The 20,978-nt window shown below is 58.1% G+C and carries 19 protein-coding genes; 14 read left to right on the top strand and 5 right to left on the bottom strand.

The genetic code is table 11. The features are described from left to right. Positions 1 to 16: 16 nt before the first annotated feature. From hscA to DKK66_RS10915, 14 genes are all read left to right on the top strand, one after another. On the top strand, positions 17 to 1,876 hold the full coding sequence (hscA, locus tag DKK66_RS10980; protein WP_131358004.1) for a Fe-S protein assembly chaperone HscA: 1,860 nt from the start codon (positions 17 to 19) through the stop codon (positions 1,874 to 1,876). A gap of 9 nt (positions 1,877 to 1,885) precedes the next feature. Continuing rightward, positions 1,886 to 2,227, top strand: coding sequence for an ISC system 2Fe-2S type ferredoxin (gene fdx / locus DKK66_RS10975; protein WP_045848186.1), 342 nt, complete (start codon positions 1,886 to 1,888; stop codon positions 2,225 to 2,227). A gap of 71 nt (positions 2,228 to 2,298) precedes the next feature. Continuing rightward, positions 2,299 to 2,493 carry a Fe-S cluster assembly protein IscX gene (iscX, locus tag DKK66_RS10970; protein WP_045848187.1) on the top strand — a complete coding sequence of 65 codons (195 nt, stop codon included), beginning with the start codon at positions 2,299 to 2,301 and terminating at the stop codon, positions 2,491 to 2,493. Between the two features lie 167 nt (positions 2,494 to 2,660). Beyond that, positions 2,661 to 3,287, top strand: a complete 627-nt coding sequence (locus DKK66_RS10965) for a glutathione S-transferase family protein (protein WP_131358000.1) — start codon at positions 2,661 to 2,663, stop codon at positions 3,285 to 3,287. A 94-nt stretch (positions 3,288 to 3,381) separates the two neighbouring features. Further along, a complete protein-coding gene (gene udk / locus DKK66_RS10960; RefSeq protein WP_045848206.1) occupies positions 3,382 to 3,999 on the top strand; it encodes a uridine kinase in 618 nt (205 codons plus the stop codon). 519 nt (positions 4,000 to 4,518) lie between these two features. Further along, positions 4,519 to 5,793, top strand: a complete 1,275-nt coding sequence (locus DKK66_RS10955) for an amino acid deaminase (RefSeq protein WP_131357997.1) — start codon at positions 4,519 to 4,521, stop codon at positions 5,791 to 5,793. A 67-nt stretch (positions 5,794 to 5,860) separates the two neighbouring features. Further along, entirely contained in the window at positions 5,861 to 7,213 is a 1,353-nt protein-coding gene (locus DKK66_RS10950; protein ID WP_131357994.1) for a gluconate:H+ symporter, read from the top strand. Between the two features lie 68 nt (positions 7,214 to 7,281). Beyond that, positions 7,282 to 8,757 (top strand): amidohydrolase family protein, encoded by a 1,476-nt coding sequence (locus DKK66_RS10945; protein WP_131357991.1) that lies wholly within the window; start codon positions 7,282 to 7,284, stop codon positions 8,755 to 8,757. 19 nt (positions 8,758 to 8,776) lie between these two features. Then, the gene (locus DKK66_RS10940; protein ID WP_178972229.1) at positions 8,777 to 9,163 is read left to right on the top strand and encodes a RidA family protein; all 387 of its coding nucleotides are present in this window, start codon (positions 8,777 to 8,779) and stop codon (positions 9,161 to 9,163) included. 60 nt (positions 9,164 to 9,223) lie between these two features. Continuing rightward, entirely contained in the window at positions 9,224 to 10,132 is a 909-nt protein-coding gene (locus DKK66_RS10935) for a sugar kinase (protein ID WP_207389771.1), read from the top strand. Between the two features lie 80 nt (positions 10,133 to 10,212). Further along, a complete protein-coding gene (locus DKK66_RS10930) occupies positions 10,213 to 10,860 on the top strand; it encodes a tlde1 domain-containing protein (protein ID WP_165494157.1) in 648 nt (215 codons plus the stop codon). 24 nt (positions 10,861 to 10,884) lie between these two features. After that, positions 10,885 to 11,214, top strand: a complete 330-nt coding sequence (locus DKK66_RS10925) for a hypothetical protein (RefSeq protein WP_131357985.1) — start codon at positions 10,885 to 10,887, stop codon at positions 11,212 to 11,214. 1,044 nt (positions 11,215 to 12,258) lie between these two features. Further along, positions 12,259 to 13,272: a fimbrial protein gene (locus DKK66_RS10920; RefSeq protein WP_131357982.1), complete on the top strand. Its 1,014-nt coding sequence runs from the start codon at positions 12,259 to 12,261 to the stop codon at positions 13,270 to 13,272. Positions 13,273 to 13,472: 200 nt separating this feature from the next. After that, positions 13,473 to 14,513, top strand: a complete 1,041-nt coding sequence (locus DKK66_RS10915) for a fimbrial protein (RefSeq protein WP_131357978.1) — start codon at positions 13,473 to 13,475, stop codon at positions 14,511 to 14,513. Between the two features lie 111 nt (positions 14,514 to 14,624). On the opposite strand, the gene DKK66_RS10910 is transcribed toward DKK66_RS10915, so the two are convergent. The 5 genes from DKK66_RS10910 to DKK66_RS10890 all read right to left on the bottom strand — a co-directional run bounded on the left by DKK66_RS10910 (position 14,625) and on the right by DKK66_RS10890 (position 20,885). Beyond that, complete coding sequence (locus tag DKK66_RS10910) at positions 14,625 to 15,461, bottom strand: ABC transporter substrate-binding protein (protein ID WP_131357975.1); 837 nt, start codon at positions 15,459 to 15,461, stop codon at positions 14,625 to 14,627. A 300-nt stretch (positions 15,462 to 15,761) separates the two neighbouring features. Continuing rightward, a complete protein-coding gene (locus DKK66_RS10905; RefSeq protein WP_131357972.1) occupies positions 15,762 to 15,992 on the bottom strand; it encodes a formate dehydrogenase subunit delta in 231 nt (76 codons plus the stop codon). Next, on the bottom strand, positions 15,989 to 18,859 hold the full coding sequence (fdhF, locus tag DKK66_RS10900) for a formate dehydrogenase subunit alpha (RefSeq protein ID WP_131357968.1): 2,871 nt from the start codon (positions 18,857 to 18,859) through the stop codon (positions 15,989 to 15,991). Before fdhF ends, DKK66_RS10905 begins: the two co-directional genes overlap by 4 nt. Then, positions 18,856 to 20,415 (bottom strand): NADH-ubiquinone oxidoreductase-F iron-sulfur binding region domain-containing protein, encoded by a 1,560-nt coding sequence (locus DKK66_RS10895; RefSeq protein ID WP_131357965.1) that lies wholly within the window; start codon positions 20,413 to 20,415, stop codon positions 18,856 to 18,858. Before DKK66_RS10895 ends, fdhF begins: the two co-directional genes overlap by 4 nt. Further along, the gene (locus DKK66_RS10890) at positions 20,409 to 20,885 is read right to left on the bottom strand and encodes a formate dehydrogenase subunit gamma (RefSeq protein WP_131357962.1); all 477 of its coding nucleotides are present in this window, start codon (positions 20,883 to 20,885) and stop codon (positions 20,409 to 20,411) included. The genes DKK66_RS10895 and DKK66_RS10890 overlap by 7 nt, the downstream gene beginning before the upstream one ends. Positions 20,886 to 20,978: the final 93 nt, after the last annotated feature.

The raw sequence follows: 20,978 nt of genomic DNA, 5'->3' as shown, positions 1-20,978 counted from the left end.
CAATAAAGATTCCGTCATGGCTCTACTACAAATCGCCGAACCCGGCCTGTCCGCCGCCCCTCACCAGCATCGACTTGCTGTCGGGATAGACCTTGGCACCACCAACTCGCTGGTGGCCACGGTAAGAAGTGGTTCTGCCACCGTACTGGCCGATGAATTCGGCCGCAGCCTGCTGCCCTCCGTGGTGCGTTACCAGGAAGATGGCTCGGTCACCGTGGGCTATGACGCCCAGCGCCAGCAGAACCATGACCCGCACAATACCATCACCTCGGTAAAACGCTTCATGGGCCGCGGCCTGTCCGACATCAAGGACGCCGGCAGCCTGCCCTACCGTTTTGTCGACGCCCCCGGCATGGTGCAACTGCATACTGCCGCCGGGGTGAAAAGCCCGGTTGAAGTTTCTGCCGACATCCTGCGCGCGCTCACCCAGCGTGCCGAAGCCAGCCTGGGGGGCGAGTTGACCGGCGCGGTGATTACCGTCCCGGCTTATTTTGACGACGCCCAGCGCCAAGCCACCAAGGATGCAGCCCGTCTGGCCGGCCTGACCGTACTGCGCCTCTTGAATGAACCCACCGCAGCCGCCATTGCCTACGGGCTGGATAACGGTGCCGAAGGCACTTATGTGGTGTACGACCTGGGCGGTGGTACGTTCGACATTTCCATCCTCAAACTGACCCGTGGCGTGTTTGAAGTACTGGCCACCAGCGGCGACTCCGCGCTGGGCGGCGACGACTTCGACCACCGCGTGTATTGCTGGATTCTGGAACAGGCCGACCTGCACGGCCTGTCGGCCCAGGACACCCGTCTGCTGCTGACCCGCGCCCGCGAGGCCAAGGAAGCACTGACCGAACACAGCGACACCCGCATCACTGCCATTTTGTCCGATGGCCATGCCATCGACCTGACGCTGGATCAGGACACCTTCCGCCGCATCACCAAAACCCTGGTGGACAAAACCCTGCTGCCGGTCCGCAAGGCACTGCGCGACGCCGACATCAGCGCCGAAGACGTCAAGGGCGTGGTGATGGTGGGTGGAGCCACCCGCATGCCGCACATCCAGAAAGCCGTGGCTGATTTCTTTGGCCAGCCGCCGCTGACCAATCTGGACCCGGACAAGGTGGTGGCACTGGGTGCTGCCATCCAGGCCAATGTGCTGGCCGGTAACAAGGGCGAGGATGAATGGCTGCTGCTGGATGTGATTCCGCTGTCGCTGGGCATCGAAACCATGGGTGGCCTGACCGAAAAGATCATCCCGCGCAACAGCACCATCCCGGTGGCGCGTGCGCAGGAGTTCACCACCTTCAAGGATGGCCAGACCGCCATGTCCATCCATGTGCTGCAAGGTGAGCGCGAACTGGTGGCTGACTGTCGCAGCCTGGCGCAATTCGTACTGCGCGGCATTCCGCCCATGGTGGCCGGTGCCGCCCGCATCCGCATTACCTTCCAGGTGGATGCCGACGGTCTGCTGGCAGTATCTGCCCGCGAAATGACCAGCGGTGTGGAAGCCAGCATCGAAGTCAAACCGTCCTACGGCCTGTCCGACGACGCCATCAGCCAGATGCTGAGCGACTCGCTGGCCCATGTGCAGGACGATATCGAGGCACGCAAGCTGCGCGAGGCCATTGTCGATGCCGACAGCCTGCGCGATGCCACCCTCACCGCCCTGCAGATTGACGGCGACCTGCTGTCCGCCGACGAAACCACCGCCATCCGCCTGGTGCTGGATGAACTGCAAGCCGCCGTCGCCAGCCAGACCACGCTGGCGGTCAACCAGGCCACCCATCGCCTGAACAAGGCCACCGAAGACTTTGCCGCCCGCCGCATGGACCGCAACATCCAGCGCGCACTCAAGGGCCAGAACATTGCCGAGCTATAAGGACAACCCATGCCACGCCTGATTGTGCTGCCCCACGCCGACCTCTGCCCCGAAGGCGCGGTGATCGACGACGCCGAAACCGGCAAGAACATCTGTGAAGTACTGCTGGAACACGACATCGAGATCGAACACGCCTGCGAGCTGTCCTGTGCCTGCACCACCTGTCACTGCATCGTGCGTGAAGGTTTCGATTCGCTGAACGAAGCGGACGAGCTGGAAGAAGACATGCTGGACAAGGCCTGGGGGCTGGAAGCCCAGTCCCGCCTGTCCTGCCAGGCCGTGATTGGCGAGGAAGACCTGGTAGTGGAGATTCCGCGCTACACCATCAACCACGCCCGCGAACACCATTAAGACACTACCCATCCCCGCCAGCCACGGCAGGACGGGGATGACGGGCTTGTCATACACAGCAGGAGAACACAATGAAATGGACCGACGTTAACGACATCGCCATCGAACTGGTGGAAACCTATCCCGATGTCGACCCCAAGACCGTGCGCTTTGTCGACCTGCACAACTGGGTGGTGGCGCTGCCCGACTTCAACGACGACCACAGCCGTGGCGGCGAGCGTGTGCTGGAGGCCATCCAGCAAGCCTGGATCGACGAGGCCGAATAAGCGCCACGCCATGTAACACCGATACCGCAAAGCCCGGCCATGCCGGGCTTCTTCATTGCTACTCCGCACTCCCCGCCACGCTGGCTGACTATGACAGCCTGCTATAAGATGGTTCATCCCCCTACCCTGCCGCCATGTCCTGGTGGTGCCGTCATGGAGTCTGAACCATGTTTACCCTGATCATCGGCAACAAAAACCTGTCATCCTGGTCGCTGCGTCCCTGGCTGGTATTGAAAATGCTGGGCGAACCTTTCGAAGAAAAACACATCGACCTCACCGCCAGCGACAGCAAGGCCCGCATTCTGGCCTGCAACCCGGCCGGCAAGGTTCCGCTGCTGATCGACCAGCAACTGCGTATCACCGACAGCCTGGCCATCTGCGAATACCTGGCCGACTGTTTCCCGGCCGCCGGGCTGTGGCCGGATGACATCGCCAGCCGCGCCATGGCGCGCTCTGCCGTGGCCGAAATGCACAGCGGCTTTCAGGCTTTGCGCGGCGAGCTGCCGATGAATGTCTGTGCCGACAACGTCGGCTTTGTACCCAGCGCAGCCGCCCAGACAGACATCGACCGCATCATCAGCCTGTGGGAAGGCCTGCGTCAGCAAAACCAGCATAACGGCCCCTTCCTGTTTGGCCACTTCACCATTGCCGACGCCTTCTTCGCCCCGGTGGTGTGGCGCTTTGTCAGCTACCATGTCGCGCTTGGCGGCCATGCTGCCGACTATGTCAGACACATGCAGCAACTGCCGGCCATGCAGGAATGGCATGCTGCAGCCAAAGCGGAGGCACAATAGGCCGGAAATGCCGCATTTCTGATGGAACAACGCGCCATAACTCATTAGAATGGCGCGTTTTTTTCATGCCTTCGCGCAGCAAGAGGTTCACAGCATGACTACCCCGTTCATCATTGGCGTTGCCGGCGGCAGCGGCAGCGGCAAGACCACGGTCACCGCCAAGGTACTGGAAACCGTAGGCCCGGACATGGCGGCAGTCATCGTGCAGGACTACTACTACCGGGACCAGGCCCATCTGACTTTCGAACAGCGCCTCGCCACCAATTACGATCACCCGCATGCCTTCGACTGGCCCTTGCTGATCGAGCATATTGAAGACCTGCTGGCCGGACGCGCCATCGAGATGCCGGTGTATGACTTCACCCATCACACCCGCGCCGCCGAAACCATCACGGTGAAACCGGCACCGGTCATCGTAATCGAGGGTTTGTTCCCGCTGTACGATGCCGCGCTGCGCGACATGATGTCGCTGAAAATCTTCGTGGATACCGACCCGGACGTGCGCTTCATCCGCCGACTGCAACGTGATATCCGCGAGCGTGGCCGCACTGTGGACCATGTGATTGAACACTATCTGGCCACCGTACGCCCCATGCACAACCAGTTCATCGAACCCACCAAGCGTTTTGCCGACGTGATTCTGCCGCACGGTGCCAACGACCCGGCGGTGGACATCATCACCACCAAGGTGGCCAGCCTGATCAACAGTTAGCAAGCGCTGACAAAAAACCTGCGGCGGGCCTTGCCCCAGGAACAGAACGCGGTTATCAGCCGCGCCAGCTGCCGACCTTCCAGTCTGTGTGGCCGTACATGCAGGGCTGTCATCGCCAACGGTGACAGCCACCTCCCGCTGCATGCGGCAATGCAACAAACGCCTCCTCGCCTGTCCTCCCCCTTTGTGCTGCCGTTTGCCTGCCTCTCGCACCTCGTGCTCCAGCCCCTTTAGCTTTTCGTAAAAAAGATCCGCTTTTTCAATGACTCATCACGCCATCGCATAGCCTGTGCATGGATAAGCAGTAGTTTCACCTGTCGGGAAGGGCTGGAAGGTACATCCTTTTGGCCAGATGCCAGTCCCGCCTGCTTGCTGGAAAGTCTCTCCTCCTGCCGTGCGCAATCATGCAGCACCCGGTACTTACCCACAGCGAGCCGTACGCTGGCCAGTCCGCCAGTACCACCCCGAGCCACGCCTCACTCGCTGTGTTTTTTCAAAGCAATGGCGAGGAGAACCCCCATGGCAGCGCATCCACTGCGGGAAAAGCCGCTCAACACAGCTACCAAAGGCCTGGGCTACAGCCCGGACGCCTGCACCTTGCAAGACGTTGCCAGCCTGGGCTGGAACATCCTGCGCGAAGAAGTCAGCCTGCCGGTTGCCGTATTACGCCAGAGCCGCATGCAGCACAATCTGCGCTGGATGCAGGACTTCATGCAGCGCTATGGCGTAAAACTGGCCCCGCATGGCAAAACAACCATGAGCCCGGCGCTGTTCCACCTGCAACTGGAGCATGGCGCATGGGGTATCACCCTGGCCACCGCCCCCCAGGTACAGGCCGCCTGGCAGCATGGCATCCGCCGTGTGCTGCTGGCCAATCAACTGGTGGGCAAGGGCAATATGGGCATCATTGCCCGCCTGCAACAGGCAGACCCGGATTTCAGCTTCTGCTGCATTGTCGATTCTGCCGCCAACGTTGATGCACTCGGTGAATACTTTGCGGCCAGCGGCCAGCAACTGCGCATTCTGCTGGAATACGGTGTGGAAGGCGGTCGCACCGGCATCCGCTCCCCGCAACAGGAAGAAGCCGTGCTGGCAGCCATCGCCCGCTGGCCGCAATCGCTCCGTCTGGTCGGTGTGGAAATCTACGAAGGCGTACTGCAACAGGAAGCGGATATCCGTGCCTTTTTGCAATCGGTGCTGGCCAGAACCCGCGAACACGCCGTCCGCAGCCTGTTTGCCGAAGAAAACATCATTCTGAGTGGTGCCGGTTCTGCCTGGTACGACGTGGTGGCGGATGAGTTTTCCGGCTTCAACCCGGGCAAACCGGTGGACATCCTGCTGCGACCGGGTTGCTACCTGACCCACGATGTCGGCATCTACCGTCAGGCCGAACAACGCATCCAGAGCCAGAACCCCATCGCCCGTGACATGGGCAGCAGCCTGCTGCCGGCATTGCAGTTATGGGCCTATGTGCAATCGGTGCCGGAACAAGGCCGCGCCATCATTGCACTGGGCAAGCGCGATGCAGCCTTTGACGCCGGGCTGCCGCAGGTATCGCTGCATTTCCGTCCCGGACGGGACCAGGCGCCGCAGGAAGCGCCCGCCGACTGGATGGTCGCCAGCATGATGGACCAGCACGCCTTCATGCGCATTCCCGCCGATGCCGACCTGCAGGTGGGCGACATGCTTGCTTTCGAAATATCCCACCCCTGCCTCACCTTCGACAAATGGCGCCAGCTGCTGCTGGTGGATGACCAGCTGAATGTCAACGGCGTGGTGGAAACCCTGTTCTGACACCAATAAAGACCGCCCCCGCCCAAGCGGGAGGCGGCATTGCCCCTGCACCACTAAGGAGAAGTACATGACCCCAGTTCTGGGCAGCCAGTTGCTGCTGTATGCCGCCATCGCCATCATCGCGCTGGTGGTACTGATCGCCCGCTACCGCATCAACCCGTTCATTGTGCTGACCGTGGTTTCCATCGGTCTGGCCCTGGCTGCACAAATGCCGGCCAAGGACATCATGGCCGCCTATGAAACCGGGGTAGGCAAAACCCTGGGCCATATCGCGCTGGTAGTCGCATTAGGCACCATGCTGGGCAAGATGATGGCCGAATCGGGCGGTGCCGAACGCATTGCGCTGACGCTGATCGATAAATTCGGCGAAAAGAACGCGCACTGGGCCATGGTGTGCATCGCCTTTGTCTGCGGCCTGCCGCTGTTTTTTGAAGTGGGCTTTGTCCTGCTGATTCCGATTGCCTTCACCGTAGCCAAGCGCGCCGGTGTCTCCATGCTTCTGGTCGGCCTGCCCATGGTGGCCGGTTTGTCAGTGGTGCATGGCCTGGTGCCGCCGCACCCAGCCGCCATGCTGGCGGTGGGCGAATATGGCGCACAGGTTGGCAAGACGGTGTTCTACGCCATCATCGTCGGCGTACCCACTGCCATCATCGCCGGCCCCTTGTTTGCCAAGTTCATTGCGCCACGCATCCAGCTGCCCGCAGAAAACCCCATCGCACTGCAGTTTACCGAGCGTGAAGCCGCCCCGCGTGAGCTGCCGGGTTTTGGCATCACCATTTTCACCATCCTGCTGCCGGTATTCCTGATGTTACTGGGCGGCTGGGCAAATGTGCTGACCGAAAAAGGCAGTGCCATGAACGGCCTGCTCCAATTCATCGGCAACTCAGTGATTGCCTTGCTGCTGGCCACGCTGGTGAGCTTCTGGACGCTGGGTCTGGCCCGTGGTTTCAGCCGTGACGACATTCTCAAATTCACCAATGAATGCCTGGCGCCCACCGCAGCCATCACCTTGCTGGTGGGTGCCGGTGGTGGCCTTAACCGCATCCTGATTGAAACCGGCGTTACCAAGGAAATCATCGCCCTGTCGGCCGAATTCCAGCTCTCCCCCTTGCTGCTGGGCTGGCTGCTGGCCGTGCTCATGCGCGTGGCAACCGGTTCAGCCACCGTGGCCATGACCACCGCTGCCGGCATTGTCGCCCCCATCGCCATGGCCAGCGGCTACCCGCACCCGGAACTGCTGGTGCTGGCCACCGGCGCAGGGTCGCTGATTCTGTCCCACGTCAACGATGGCGGCTTCTGGCTGGTGAAAGAGTATTTCAACATGACCGTGGTGCAGACCCTGAAAACCTGGACCGTGCTGGAAACACTGATTTCCGTGGTCGCCTTTGTGCTGACCCTGGGGTTGGCCCAAGTCCTCTGAGCAACCTCGTCTAGCACCGGTTGGCAGCAAAGCCGCCAGCCAACCGGTGAGCCCGCAGGAGAAACCCCATGCAGACTTTTGATACCCTGATCCGCCAGGTCAATCTGGTCGATGGCAGTGGCACACCAGCTCGCTGTTGTGATGTGGGCATCAGCCAGCAACGTATCAGCCTGATTGGAGATGCCAGTCAGCATACTGCCAGCCATGAAATCGACGGCCGCGGCCTGACACTGGCACCCGGTTTTATCGACGTCCACACTCATGACGACACCATGGTGATCCGCCAGCCGCAAATGCATCCCAAGCTCAGCCAGGGCATCACCACCGTGATTGTCGGCAACTGCGGCATCAGTGCATCGCCCGTCAGCCTGAAAGGCGAACCGCCAGACCCGATGAACCTGCTGGGCCCGCAGGAAGCTTTCCGTTATCCGCGTTTTGCCGACTACCGCGCTGCGGTGGAGCAGGCCGAACCCGCCGTCAATGTAGCGGCGCTGGTGGGCCACACCGCCTTGCGCAGCAATCACCTGGACCGGCTGGATCGTACCGCCAGCCCGGACGAAATCATCGCCATGCGCGCACAGCTGGCTGAAAGCCTGCGCGATGGCGCACTGGGGCTAAGCACGGGCCTGGCTTATGCATCGGCTTTCAGTGCCGATAGCAGCGAAGTAGAACAACTGGCAGCGGAGCTCAATAACAGTGGTGGGATTTACACCACCCACCTGCGCAGCGAGTTCGAACCTGTTCTGGAGGCCATGGACGAAGCCTGGCAAGTGGGCCGCCATGCCAACAGCCCGGTCATCGTGTCGCACATGAAATGCGCCGGCAAAGGCAACTGGGGGCGCAGCCCGCAACTGCTGGCTTCGCTGGAGAATGCTGCCCGCCAGCAGCAGGTAGGCTGCGACTGCTACCCCTACTCCGCCAGCTCCTCCACGCTGGACCTCAAACAAGTCACCAGCGATTTCGAGATTTTCATCACTTGGTCCACCCCGCATCCGGAAATGGCCGGCCAAACCCTGCAGGCCATCGCCGAGCAATGGCAGCTGCCATTGATGGATGCCGCGCGCAAACTGCAACCGGCAGGCGCGGTGTATCACGGCATGGACCCGGCAGACGTCGAGCGCATTCTCAGCCACCCACTCACCATGGTGGGCTCGGATGGTCTGCCGGAAGACCCGCTCCCCCATCCGCGCTTGTGGGGCGCATTCCCACGCGTACTGGGCCACTACTGCCGCGAACGCAAGCTGTTCAGCCTGGAAACCGCCATTCACAAGATGACCGGCCTGTCGGCCAGCCGCTTTGCGCTGGACGAGCGCGGCCTGATCCGCCCTGGTTACTGGGCCGACCTGGTGCTGTTTGATGCCGCCACTATTCATGACACCGCCAGCTTCCACTCACCGGTACAGCCCGCACAAGGCATTGTCGCGGTCTGGGTGAATGGCACGCTCAGCTGGCAGCACACGGCACCTACCGGCGCGCGGGCCGGCCGCTTTTTGCCGCGCACCCGTGACATCCGTACCACCTTTCCCGTTACTCCCACCCTGTAAGAATGCAAGGAAACCCATCATGAGCGATCTGAAACGCTATGGCATTGCCGGTGGCACCGGTGGCCAGACCATGCCCTTTGCCCGCGCAGTACAAGCCGCTGACGGCTGGCTGTATGTCTCCGGCCAGACCCCGATGGTGAACGGCGAAGTGATTGAAGGCGGCATTGTCACCCAGTCACACCAGTGCATCCAGAATGTGATGGCCATACTGAAGGAAGCCGGTTATGGCCCTGAGCATGTGGTGCGTTGCGGAGTGTGGCTGGATGACACCCGCGACTTTGCCTCGTTCAACCGGGTATTCCTGCAGTATTTTGGCGAACATCCGCCCGCCCGCGCCTGCGTACAATCCAGCATGGTGATTGACTGCAAGGTGGAAGTGGACTGCATCGCCTACAAAAAGCCTTGACCCATCCGGCCGCTGTCCTCGGACAACGGCCACGCATCCCGTCACAGGAAAGACAGCACCATGCATATTGCCTGCCTTGGTGAAGGCATGATCGAACTGAGCGGTCAGCCGCTACAGCGCCGTTTTGGCGGCGACACCCTGAACACCGCCATCTATCTGGCCCGCGTGCTGGCCGGCAGTCCCCATCAGGTACGCTATCTGACCGGCATGGGGCAGGACAGCCTCAGCCGCCAGCTATTGGCCGACTGGCAAGCCGAAGGCGTGGATGTCAGCCATATCGTCATCCAGCCGGGCAAGCTGCCCGGCCTCTATATGGTAGAAACCGATGCCCGTGGCGAGCGCAGCTTCCTCTATTGGCGCAACGACAGTGCCGCACGCCATTACTTTGCCTCCGGCATCGACTTTGCCAGCCTGCTGCACACCGCACAGTTGCAGGCCATTTACCTGTCAGGCATTTCGCTGGCGCTGTTCAACCAGCACGAACGCCAACGCCTGCTGGATGCCCTGCGCGACTTCTCCCGCGATGGCGGCAAAATCTGGTTCGACAACAACTTCCGGCCCTCGCTGTGGAGCACGGCACAGGCGCGTGCCGGTCACGAAGCCATCCTGGCGCTGGCCGATATCGCCCTGCTGACGCTGGATGACGAACAGGCGCTCTACGGGCCGGAAAGTGCAGAAGCCGTCGCCGAACGCACGCTAGCGCTGGGCTGCAAGGAAGTGGTGATCAAGCGCGGCGGCGAACCCTGCCTGCTGGCCAGTTCCGGCCTGCGCGAGGAAGTGTTCGCCACTGCCGTGCCTCAAGTGGTGGATACCACCGCCGCTGGTGATTCCTTCGCTGCAGGCTATCTGGCAAGCCGCGTGTTGGGCTATCCGCCCGCCCAGGCTGCAGGTTTTGCCCACCGCCTGTCTGCCGCCGTGATAGCCCACAGCGGCGCCATCATCCCGCGCCAAGCCATGCCGCAGCGCTGATTGAATCACCTCCAACACCGGCAACTTGCCGGTGTTTTGCTTTTGATAGATCACGCATGGCATGCATCAGGAGGCTGTCGATGGACGTGTATAGCTTGCGTAATGATCATTACTTTATGAGAACACTGCGCGAGCAGGCCCGGCATGCTCTGCATGGTGATACTTACCGCTTCACCGATCAGGAACTGTTTGACCTGATGAAGGTGGAAGAACATTTCAGGGAATGGCAGCGCAGGCAAGCCAGCTTGTTGTTCGATGGTGAAACCCTGTTTTGGCAAGAAGCCGGTCAGGAAAGAAAATGGACCGCTTATTCTGGTCGCAAGGGGTATTGGTCGCAGAAGTTTCAAAGCCTAAGGGATAAAGGTCCGATTCCTGAAGGTTTTTATCAAGTTCAGCAGAATGAATTGCAGTCTTGGGATGATGTGAATCAATTTAGCAAAACATTCTGCGTTATAGGTCTTGGAAGATGGCCTGGCTGTAGAGACTCTTGGGGGGAGCAACGTGTATGGTTAAAACCGAATGCACATACTAATGTTTATGGTCGTAGTGGCTTCAGCATTCATGGTGGCAACATCCCTGGCTCGGCAGGGTGTATTGATCTGACCCATAGCATGAATGATTTTACTGAACGATTTCGTTCATATGGTAAGGATGTGGTATTAGAAGTACGCTATAAACACTTGCGTGATAGTAAAGGCTACCATTGCAGTCACATTTCAGGTGAATAGTCACTTTACGCACTGGATGAGTTCATGAAAACATGGCTGACATTGAGCGTGAAATTTATTGCAAGTATTTTTTTACTGTTATTCTTGCTATCAATGATGAACGACCTGCTATTTCCATATGATCAAGTAAATGAGCAATCTAGAGTTTATCTCTGGAAAATCCAGGGACATAGCATAAGCTTTTTCTACCTACTCACCATTACAAATATTGCCGTAACGCTTATTGCATTAATTTCCCTATGGCTACCTATCACTTCTTTTAAAAAACTATTATTAGCACTACCTTTACTAACATTATTTACTTTGCAACTGGCATGTACATGGTGCATCAGTGGCTGCTGGGACGGCTGGTAACAAACCTACGATACACGCATCAACAAAATAAACTGTCAGATAGTATTTAGCACTCTTACATTCAATACCGAATTTCTTGTTTTTTCCAAGACCCTCTCCTCATCATCGCATGCGCATGAACAAATATTCACCCCAGAACTAACATCAGCAATGCAAGCCTCGCTGCTAGCCGGAATGAAAATATTGCTCAACATTTACCTGCTTTTCATTATAACCGTAGGCGGACTGTATAATATACTAGTACCATTTGACAAAACACCAGACTACCATAGAGCCTTTCTACTCTTCGAGCAATTTTCTTATCCGCCTCAATATTATCACTACAAAAAATACCTGGAGATAGTCATTTATTATGACTGGGCAGTATTTGATATCATCGCAGCAGGACTAGCTCTGTTAATGCTATGGAAACCAGTTCAAATCAAGAACAAGTGACTGTTATGGTTGCCATTCATTGCCAATACATCAATATTTTTTTATTTTTGCCTGATCATGTATCGCGTGCTGTAGTGGCAACATACAAATTGATCGAGTCACATCCAGCACCTTACAGAGCACATACAAGCCGTATGGCACCATAATCTTACAAGTTTGCGATCATCGCCTGAATGACAACGAGGACATCATGGCAATCTATATCAGATAAAATTGATACTGAATCACCTCTACTTTCCTATCATTGCGTCCTGATCTGACGTGAGCAAGGTAAACATCAGGGAATTTCGCTCCCAGGCACCGTCAGACAATCAATTCTGGCTTGAATTTGCCAGAGAGATGGCAAATTAGTGACAGATCAAAACTGCGTCATGCGCTAGCATGAGGCAAAAATGCGACCGACTGACAGGCATTTCAACAGCCTTTTAGCAAGATCAAAAATTAGCCAAAGGTAAATAGCTTATTAAATCAATTATTTTTACACATTTAAATTACATTTAATAATTTAATTTAAGAAATTTCCTATTGAAATGGGAGAAAATTTTTGGAAGACTGGCTAAAAATTACATAAAATGAAACTACACTTTAACATTTAATAATTGCAAATACATGACTATCGCATTTAAAACACTACAAATCCAAACAATTATTTTATTGGCATTTCTATTTGCAACAAGACCATGCTGGGCAAGTTGCACCGTCAGCACGACTAATGGATTAGCTTACTATACATTTAATGTATCAGGCGTAACACCTACAGCATTCGACCCAACTGCATATACAATAGGTCAGACCATTTACAAAGGCTCAGGCACCGTAAGCGTAAGCAATTATAAAAGTACGGGCCCCACCAACCCGACAATTAACTGTACAGAATCAACATGGACTTGGACTGTTGCCTCATTACTACCTGCTGTGAATGGAATATTTCCAAGTTCCGTCGCAGGACTAGGCTTGAAAATATCATCCACATCTGGGACATGGCCTCTGTCACTCCCTGCTAGCAGTACATTTTCAGCAGTTTACAACATTACTGTCGAATTAATAAAAACTGGTGACATTACAGCTGGAGGGGTATTGAGCAACATCTTAGGTGAATATCGCATTCAGCCAAGCAACCAATTAGTAGCTCAGGTTACATGGGCAAATCCGGTATTAATTAAACCAAGTGTGCCTACTTGTACCGTCAGCACACCAAACATCACCGTCCCCTTATTGAATCCGTCCACCACAACATTCAGGGGTGTTGGCTCCACTTTCGGGATTCGGCCCTTCCAGATTGGTCTGGTATGTACGGGGGGCAGCACTGGAACCAGCACAAATACCTACATTACCTTTACGGACCTGAATCAGCCAGGCAATACCTCCACCGCCTTGTCACTGGCGAGCGCTACCGGTACAGCCACTGGCCTTGGCTTGCAGATTTTGAATAACGGTACGCCAATCGGCTATGGACCGGATTCCAATGCACCCGGCAATACCAATCAATGGAAGGTGACCAATATTGCACAAGGCGTCAGCAGTTATGTGATTCCGCTGAGCGTGCGTTACATCCAGACCGGCAGCACTGTTACCCCCGGCACTGTCACCGGGCGTGCCACCTTTACCATGAGCTATCAATAACTGAACGGCTCATATCCAGCATGAGCCATTGGGACAATTTGTCTCGCTGTACTGTACGGTCCGTCATCGAAATGAATTTATAAATTCTCCTTTACTATTCAGCTTATAGTTGCTTATAATTAAATCGGCATTTCGCCCACACCTAAAAATAAGCTATTAATCACAAAAATTCGTTACCAAGCGTACCGAAAGACATACCTATGAAATTAATATTAAAATTAATCTCATCATTACTGGCCAATTTGATTTTAGGTCTTGGGCTAGCAAATATAACACTAGCAAGCTGCACAGCACTTAACTCGAACAACGGGCTGAATTATTACACCGTTACGGTAACCGGAATCAACCCACCAAGCTTTAATCCACAAGCTTATAGCATAGGTGCAACCATATATAGCACCACACCTTCTTTCATCTACACCAATTCATCTTCCTTAGGTGCGAAGATGATATGCACCGAAACCTGGTATGAATCCTGGATTGGTAATGGGGCCCCAACCAATAAAATATATCCCACAAGCATAAATGGACTAGGTATACGCATCAGTAGGTCGCAAGGCTCATTCGTTCTACCATTCATATTTCCAATTGGACATCTACCCAATTATGCCGAATATGTTACCCCCATCATCAGCAGCTCCCCTGTTTTTGTCGAACTAATAAAAACAGGTGAAATAACTGCAGGAGGAATCCTAAGTGGGATTTTTGCCGAAGCTCATGAAAATTCACCAGGCGGGCAATTACTGGTTCAAGTCACTTACGGAAGTTCGGTTAAAATAGCACCTACAATTCCCACATGCTCTTTAGCGACCCCATCAATATCAGTAGCACTGGATGCACAAAAAAGAAATAGCTTCACGGGCCTTGGCTCTGTATCCGCTGCCAAGGCTTTCCAGATTATCCTCACCTGCACTGGTGGCAGTAGTGGCAGTAGTACCAATGCCTACATCACCTTTACCGACATGAATATGCCAGGCAATACCTCCACCACCTTGTCACTGGCGAGCGGTACCGGTACAGCCACTGGCCTTGGCCTGCAGATTCTCAATAACGGTACGCCAATTGGCTATGGGCCGGATTCCAATGCACCCGGCAATACCAATCAATGGAAAGTTGCCAACATTGCACAAGGCGTCAGCAGTTATGTAATTCCGCTGGGTGTGCGTTATATCCAGACCGGTAGCACTGTTACCCCCGGCACTGTCACTGGCCGTGCCACCTTTACCATGAGCTATCAATAAGCAGCGTTATTTACTACTCTCCCGATACCCGGAAGTAATGCCATACCCAATGTCAAAGAGGCCCTTATGGGCCTCCTTTGGCGGATAACTGGCGGCGTGCCTGAAACCGGTTCAGCGCCGCTTCCACCACCAGCTGGTATCCGGCTTCACATTGCCGGGCGGTAATTCGGTATTGCTGATTTGTGTGGTTTGCCAGCCATTGTCGGTCAGCAGCTGGATGGCTTCGGCATGGTGACGCAGGAATAGCGCCTTGAAACTGCCATCGCGCTCGGCCAGTTTAAGGCCCTGCAATACGCGTTTGGCCAAGGCTGTGTTTTCCTTGCTGACCCAGAAGTACACCGGGAAGGGATAATAGATGGCCTTGGTTTTCTCCAGTGTCAGTCCGGGATAGCGCGGCAGCTGTTCCTTCATTTCGCTGCCCACTTCGTTCAGCCCGCGCGGGAAGGCATCAAAACGGCCGGCGGCCAGCATCTCGAACAGGCTTTCATAGCCAATGGATGCCAGCATTTCGTAACCGTTGTTCTTCATGATGGGATAGTCGGCCCACTGGCTGTTAAGGCCCAGCCGGACACTGCTACGGAACTGCTGTGCGTTCAAGCGGGCAATGCGGGCGGCATCTTCCTTGCGCACAAAAAACACCCGGTAACCGATGATGCCCTTGAGAATGTCCATGCGCACCGGCTGCAGCAGCTTTTCCCGCTGTGCATTCGGGGCAAAGGCAAGCACATCCACCTTACCGGAACTCAACAGCTGTTCGGCCCGCCATTGCGTCACATTGTCCTTGAGCGGTAGCAGCTCGTAGTGGCGGTGATCCAGCTTTTCCACGTGATCCAGCGCCAGCTTGAGCAAGGCCCAGCGGTAGGTGTAAATGCTGCCGCTGGGGTAATAGCGGATCACATTGTCAGCAGCCTGGGCAGGTAGGGATGCCAGCAGGCAAATGAGTGCCAATAGCCACTTGCACCATGGGTGCTGGCAAGAGAAAAGCTTGGTAATACTGGATGATGGCATTGTGTCCCGTCCTGTGCTGCCTTAGCTTACGCAAACAATATGAAAGTTCATCGCTGTCTGCGTGAGGGGCAGTCTGTTCCCCCAGCATACTGCAGCACGGAGGAATGACAAGTTTTGTAAAGCGACGGAGTAATGCGAAGTTGGGCCGGTGCGGTATGGCACCGCGGACGGAAAACAGCAAGGAACGATAAAAAACGATGAGGACGGGATGCGCAGCCTGCTGCCACGCATCCCTTGCCATCAGTGTTGTGCTGCCGGCAATGACAACTTGCGCACGGCCAGGCAGGCCGCCGGGCGCAAGTCTTGCGCTTCGCCCTGCTCCACCGCCTGGGCCAGCCGCTGGCGCATGGCCGGGGCCCAGAAGCGTTGCAGATGGCTGGCGATTTCCACCGCGGCTTCTTCCTCGCTGCAATCGGCGCTGAAAAAGTCGCTGATCTGATTGGCCATCTTCACCAGGTGTGACGGGTTCATTGCACCTCCTCCCCACGGCCTTGCCGCAGCAGTTCCTGTTGCTGACGGCTGAAATGGCGGTAGCGTTGCTGCCATTCCGACGGCTGGTTGACCTTGATGATTTCCACCGCTGTCACCTTGTATTCCGGGCAGTTGGTGGCCCAGTCGGAATTATCCGTGGTGATGACATTGGCCCCGGATTCCGGGAAGTGGAAGGTGGTGTACACCACCCCGGCGGCCACCCGTTCGCTTACCCTGGCGCGCAGCACAGTCTCACCGGCACGGCTGGCCACACCCACCCAGTCGCCATCGACAATGCCACGGTTTTCGGCATCGGCCGGGTGGATTTCCAGACGGTCTTCCTCGTGCCAGGCCACATTGTCGGTGCGGCGGGTTTGCGCGCCGACATTGTACTGGCTGAGGATGCGCCCGGTGGTGAGCAGCAGCGGGAAGCGGCTGTTGACGCGCTCTTCGGTCGGTACATAGCGGGTAATCATGAAACGGCCCTTGCCACGCACGAATTCACCGATATGCATGGTGACGGTGCCATCCGGTGCTGCCGCATTGCATGGCCATTGCAGGCTGCCGTGGCGGTCCAGCGCGGCATAGCTGACGCCGTTGAAAGTGGGCGTCAGGCGGGCGATTTCATCCATGATTTCCGACGGATGACGGTAATCCATGGCATAGCCCAAGGCCTGGGCCAGCGCCACGGTGACTTCCCAGTCGGCCTTGCCGCCCAGCGGGTCCATCACCTTGCGCACGCGCGAGATGCGGCGTTCGGCATTGGTGAAGGTGCCGTCCTTTTCCAGGAAGGAGCTGCCCGGCAAGAACACATGGGCAAACTTGGCGGTTTCGTTGAGGAAAATATCTTGTACCACCACGCACTCCATGGCCGACAGCGCGGCGGTGACATGCTGGGTATTGGGGTCGCTCTGCGCGATGTCCTCGCCCTGGCAGTACAGCGCCTTGAAGCTGCCATCCAGCGCGGCCTCGAACATATTGGGAATGCGCAGGCCGGGTTCGTTATGCAGCGACACGCCCCAGGCCTGTTCGAATTCGGCGCGCACCACGTCGTCCGACACATGGCGGTAGCCGGGGAGTTCGTGCGGGAAGCTGCCCATGTCGCAGGAGCCCTGCACATTGTTCTGGCCGCGCAGCGGGTTCACCCCCACGCCTTCGCGGCCGATATTGCCGGTGGCCATGGCCAGGTTGGCAATCGCCATCACCGAGGTGCTGCCCTGGCTGTGTTCGGTCACCCCCAGGCCGTAATAGATGGCGGCATTGCCAGCACTGGCATACAGCCGGGCGGCAGCGCGGATGTCGTCCGCCGCCACGCCGCATACTTCGGCCATCGCCTCCGGTGCGTGTTCCGGCTGGGCGACAAAGTGCCGCCAGTGGCCAAAGGCTGCGCTATCGCAACGGGCGGCGACAAAGTCCTCGTCCAGCAGCCCTTCGGTGACGATGACATGGGCCAAGGCATTGAGCATGGCCACATTGGTGCCGGGACGCAGTGCCAGATGATGGGCGGCGCGGGCGTGGATGGCGTCCACCAGATCGATACGGCGCGGGTCGATGACAATCAGCTGCGCGCCCTGGCGCAGGCGGCGCTTGAGCTGGGAGGCAAATACCGGATGGGCATCGCTGGGGTTGGCCCCGATCACCAGCACCACATCGGCCTGCATCACCGAGTCGAAGCTCTGGGTGCCGGCGGATTCGCCCAGCGTCTGTTTCAGGCCATAGCCGGTGGGCGAATGGCAGACGCGGGCGCAGGTATCGACGTTGTTATTGCCAAAGGCGGCACGCACCAGCTTTTGCACCAGATAGGTTTCTTCATTGGTGCAGCGGCTGGAGGTGATGCCGCCCACCGCGTCGCGACCATATTTTTGCTGGATGCGGCGGAATTCGCTGGCAGCGTGATTGAGCGCCACTTCCCAGCTGACTTCCTGCCACGGCTCGTCGATGCTGCTGCGTATCATCGGTTTGGTGATGCGGTCCGGGTGGGTGGCATAGCCCCAGGCAAAGCGGCCCTTGACGCAGGAGTGGCCATGGTTGGCCTGGCCGTTCTTGTCCGGCACCATGCGTACCAGCTGGTTACCCTTGAGTTCGGCACGGAAAGAGCAGCCCACGCCGCAATAGGCGCAGGTGGTGATGACGCTGCGCTCCGGCTGGCCCCACTGGATGACGCTCTTTTCCATCAGCGTGGCGGTGGGACATGCCTGCACGCAGGCCCCGCAGGACACACATTCCGAGCCAAGAAAATCCGCTCCGCCCGCCGGGCTGACGCGGGAATCGAACCCGCGTCCGGCAATGGTCAGCGCAAAGGTGCCCTGGGTTTCTTCACAGGCGCGCACGCAACGGTTGCACACGATGCACTTGGACGGGTCGTAATCAAAATACGGGTTGGAAACGTCTTTCTTGTCCTGCAGATGGTTGGCCCCGTCCATGCCATAGCGCACTTCGCGCAGGCCCACCTGCCCGGCCACGGTTTGCAGCTCGCAATTGCCATTGGCACTGCAGGTGAGGCAGTCCAGCGGATGGTCGGAGATATACAGCTCCATCACGCCACGGCGCAGTCTGGCCAGCTTTTCGCTCTGGGTGCGCACCACCATGCCGGGCGAGACTGGCGTGGTACAGGAAGCCGGATAGCCGCGATGGCCGTCGATTTCCACCATGCACATGCGGCAGGAGCCAAACGGCTCCAGGCTGTCGGTGGCGCACAGCTTGGGGATGGCGGTGTCCAGCAGCGCCGCCGCGTGCATGACCGAAGTACCCGGCGGCACGCTGATGTTCTGGCCGTCGATGGTAAGGGTGATGCTGGCCTCGCCGGGGCGGGCCGGCGTGCCCATGTCCTTGTTGCAGGATGCACCTGCTCCGCATTGGCAGCTCATCGTGCTTGCTCCTGAGTGTCCAGCCCGAAATCGGCCGGGAAATGACGCATGGCACTTTGCACGGGGAAGGGGGTCATGCCGCCCAGCGCGCACAAGGAGCCGTATTGCATGGTGTCGCACAGATCATCCAGCAGCGCGCGCTGGCGTTGCCGCTCGGCAGCATCCGGTGCCGCCAGCAGCCGCTCGATGACTTCCACCCCGCGGGTGGAGCCGATGCGACAGGGCGTGCACTTGCCGCAGGATTCCTCGGCACAGAACTGCATGGCAAAGCGTGCCATCTGCCCCAGGTGCAGGCTGTCATCGCACAACACCGCGCCACCGTGGCCCAGCATGGCGCCAATGGCGGCCAGCGCTTCGTAATCCAGCGGGGTATCAAACTGCGACGGTGGAATCCACGCGCCCAGCGGGCCGCCCAGCTGCACCGCTTTTACCGGTTTGCCGCTGGCGGTACCGCCACCGTAATCGAACACCAGCTCGCGCAAAGTCAGACCGAACGCGCGTTCAACCAGCCCGCCACGCCGTACATTGCCCGCCAGCTGGAAAGCCATGGTGCCCAGCGAGCGGCCCATGCCGAAATTGCGATACCAGCTGGCCCCGCGCGACAGAATCAGCGGTACAGAAGCCAGCGACAGCACGTTGTGCACCAGGGTGGGCTGGCCGAACAGTCCGTGCAAGGCCGGTAACGGCGGCTTGGCGCGCACCGTGCCACGGCGGCCTTCCACCGACTCCAGCAGCGAGGTTTCCTCGCCGCAGATATAAGCCCCGGCCCCTTCGCGTACTTCGATATCAAATTCATGGCCGCCGTGGGCCACATCCTCACCCAGATAACCATGGGCGCGGGCAATGTCTATCGCCTGACGCAGCACGGCAATGGCCGGGGCGTATTCGGAGCGCACATAGATATAGCCACGGCTGGCACCCACCGCCAGCCCGGCAATGGTCATGCCTTCAATCAGCAGGAAGGGGTCGCCCTCCATCAGCATGCGGTCGGCAAAGCTGCCAGAATCGCCCTCGTCGGCATTGCACACCACGTATTTCTGTTCCGCCTGCGCCTGACGCACGGTGCGCCATTTGATACCCGCCGGGAAGGCTGCACCACCACGGCCACGCAAGCCGGATTCCAGCACCTCGGCCACGATTTCGTCGTGACTCAACCGCGCCGCGTGCTCCAGCCCCTGATAACCACCGTGCGCCAGGTAATGTTCCAGCGACAGCGGGCTGGTGATGCCAGCGCGGGCAAACAGCAGGCGCTGCTGGGTTTTCAGATAGGGCAGCTGTTCCACCAGCCCCACCGACAACAAATGGTCGCCATTGGCAGCCAGGTCTACATCCAGCAGGCTGGCCACGTCATCCGGGCTGACTTCACGGTAACCGGCGCGGCCTTGCGGGGTGTCCACCTCCACCAGCGGCTCCAGCCAGAACAGGCCGCGCGAGCTGGTGCGCACGATATCGATGTCCAGATTGCGGCGTGCCGCCTCGGCGGCGAACGCTGCCGCCACGGCATCCGCACCCACGGCGCAGGCTACCGAATCCATCGGGATATACAGGGTCAGCATTTTGCCTCCTTGCTACAGGATGCCAGCAGGGCGCTGAGTTTTTCCGGGGTGACGCGGGCGTGCAGCTGGCCATCCAGCTGCAAGGCCGGGGCACAGGCACAGGCCCCCAGGCAGTACACCGGGCGCAATTCCAGCTGGCCGTCCGCCGTGTGGCCGTGGTCGTCCACCCCCAGTTGGTTGCGCAGCTGGGCGGCCAGCACCTCGGAGCCCATGCTCTGGCAGGCTTCGGCACGGCACAGGCGCAGGCTGTGCGCGGCAGGTGGGGAGGTACGGAAATCGTGATAGAAGCCGATGACGCCATGCACCTCGGCCTGGCTCTGGTTCATGGTACGGGCAATGGCCGGGATGGCATCGGCCGGAATATGGCCCAGTGCATCCTGTACGGCATGCAGCAGCGGCAGCAGGCCGCCGGGCAGGTCCCGGTATTGCTGCAGCAGTTGCTGGAGTGTCTCTTGTTGTTGTGTGTTCATGCTTGCGGTCCTGCGCGTGAGCCTTGCTTGAAAACATGCTGTTTGACTGCCAGACGGCAAGATTGCGCCGTCTGGCAGCGCACTGCAATGCCC

Origin of the sequence: Aquitalea sp. USM4, from assembly GCF_004328945.1 — a bacterium.
Taxonomy (GTDB): Bacteria; Pseudomonadota; Gammaproteobacteria; order Burkholderiales; family Chromobacteriaceae; genus Aquitalea; species Aquitalea pelogenes.
This window is presented reverse-complemented; position numbering and strand designations above follow the sequence as displayed.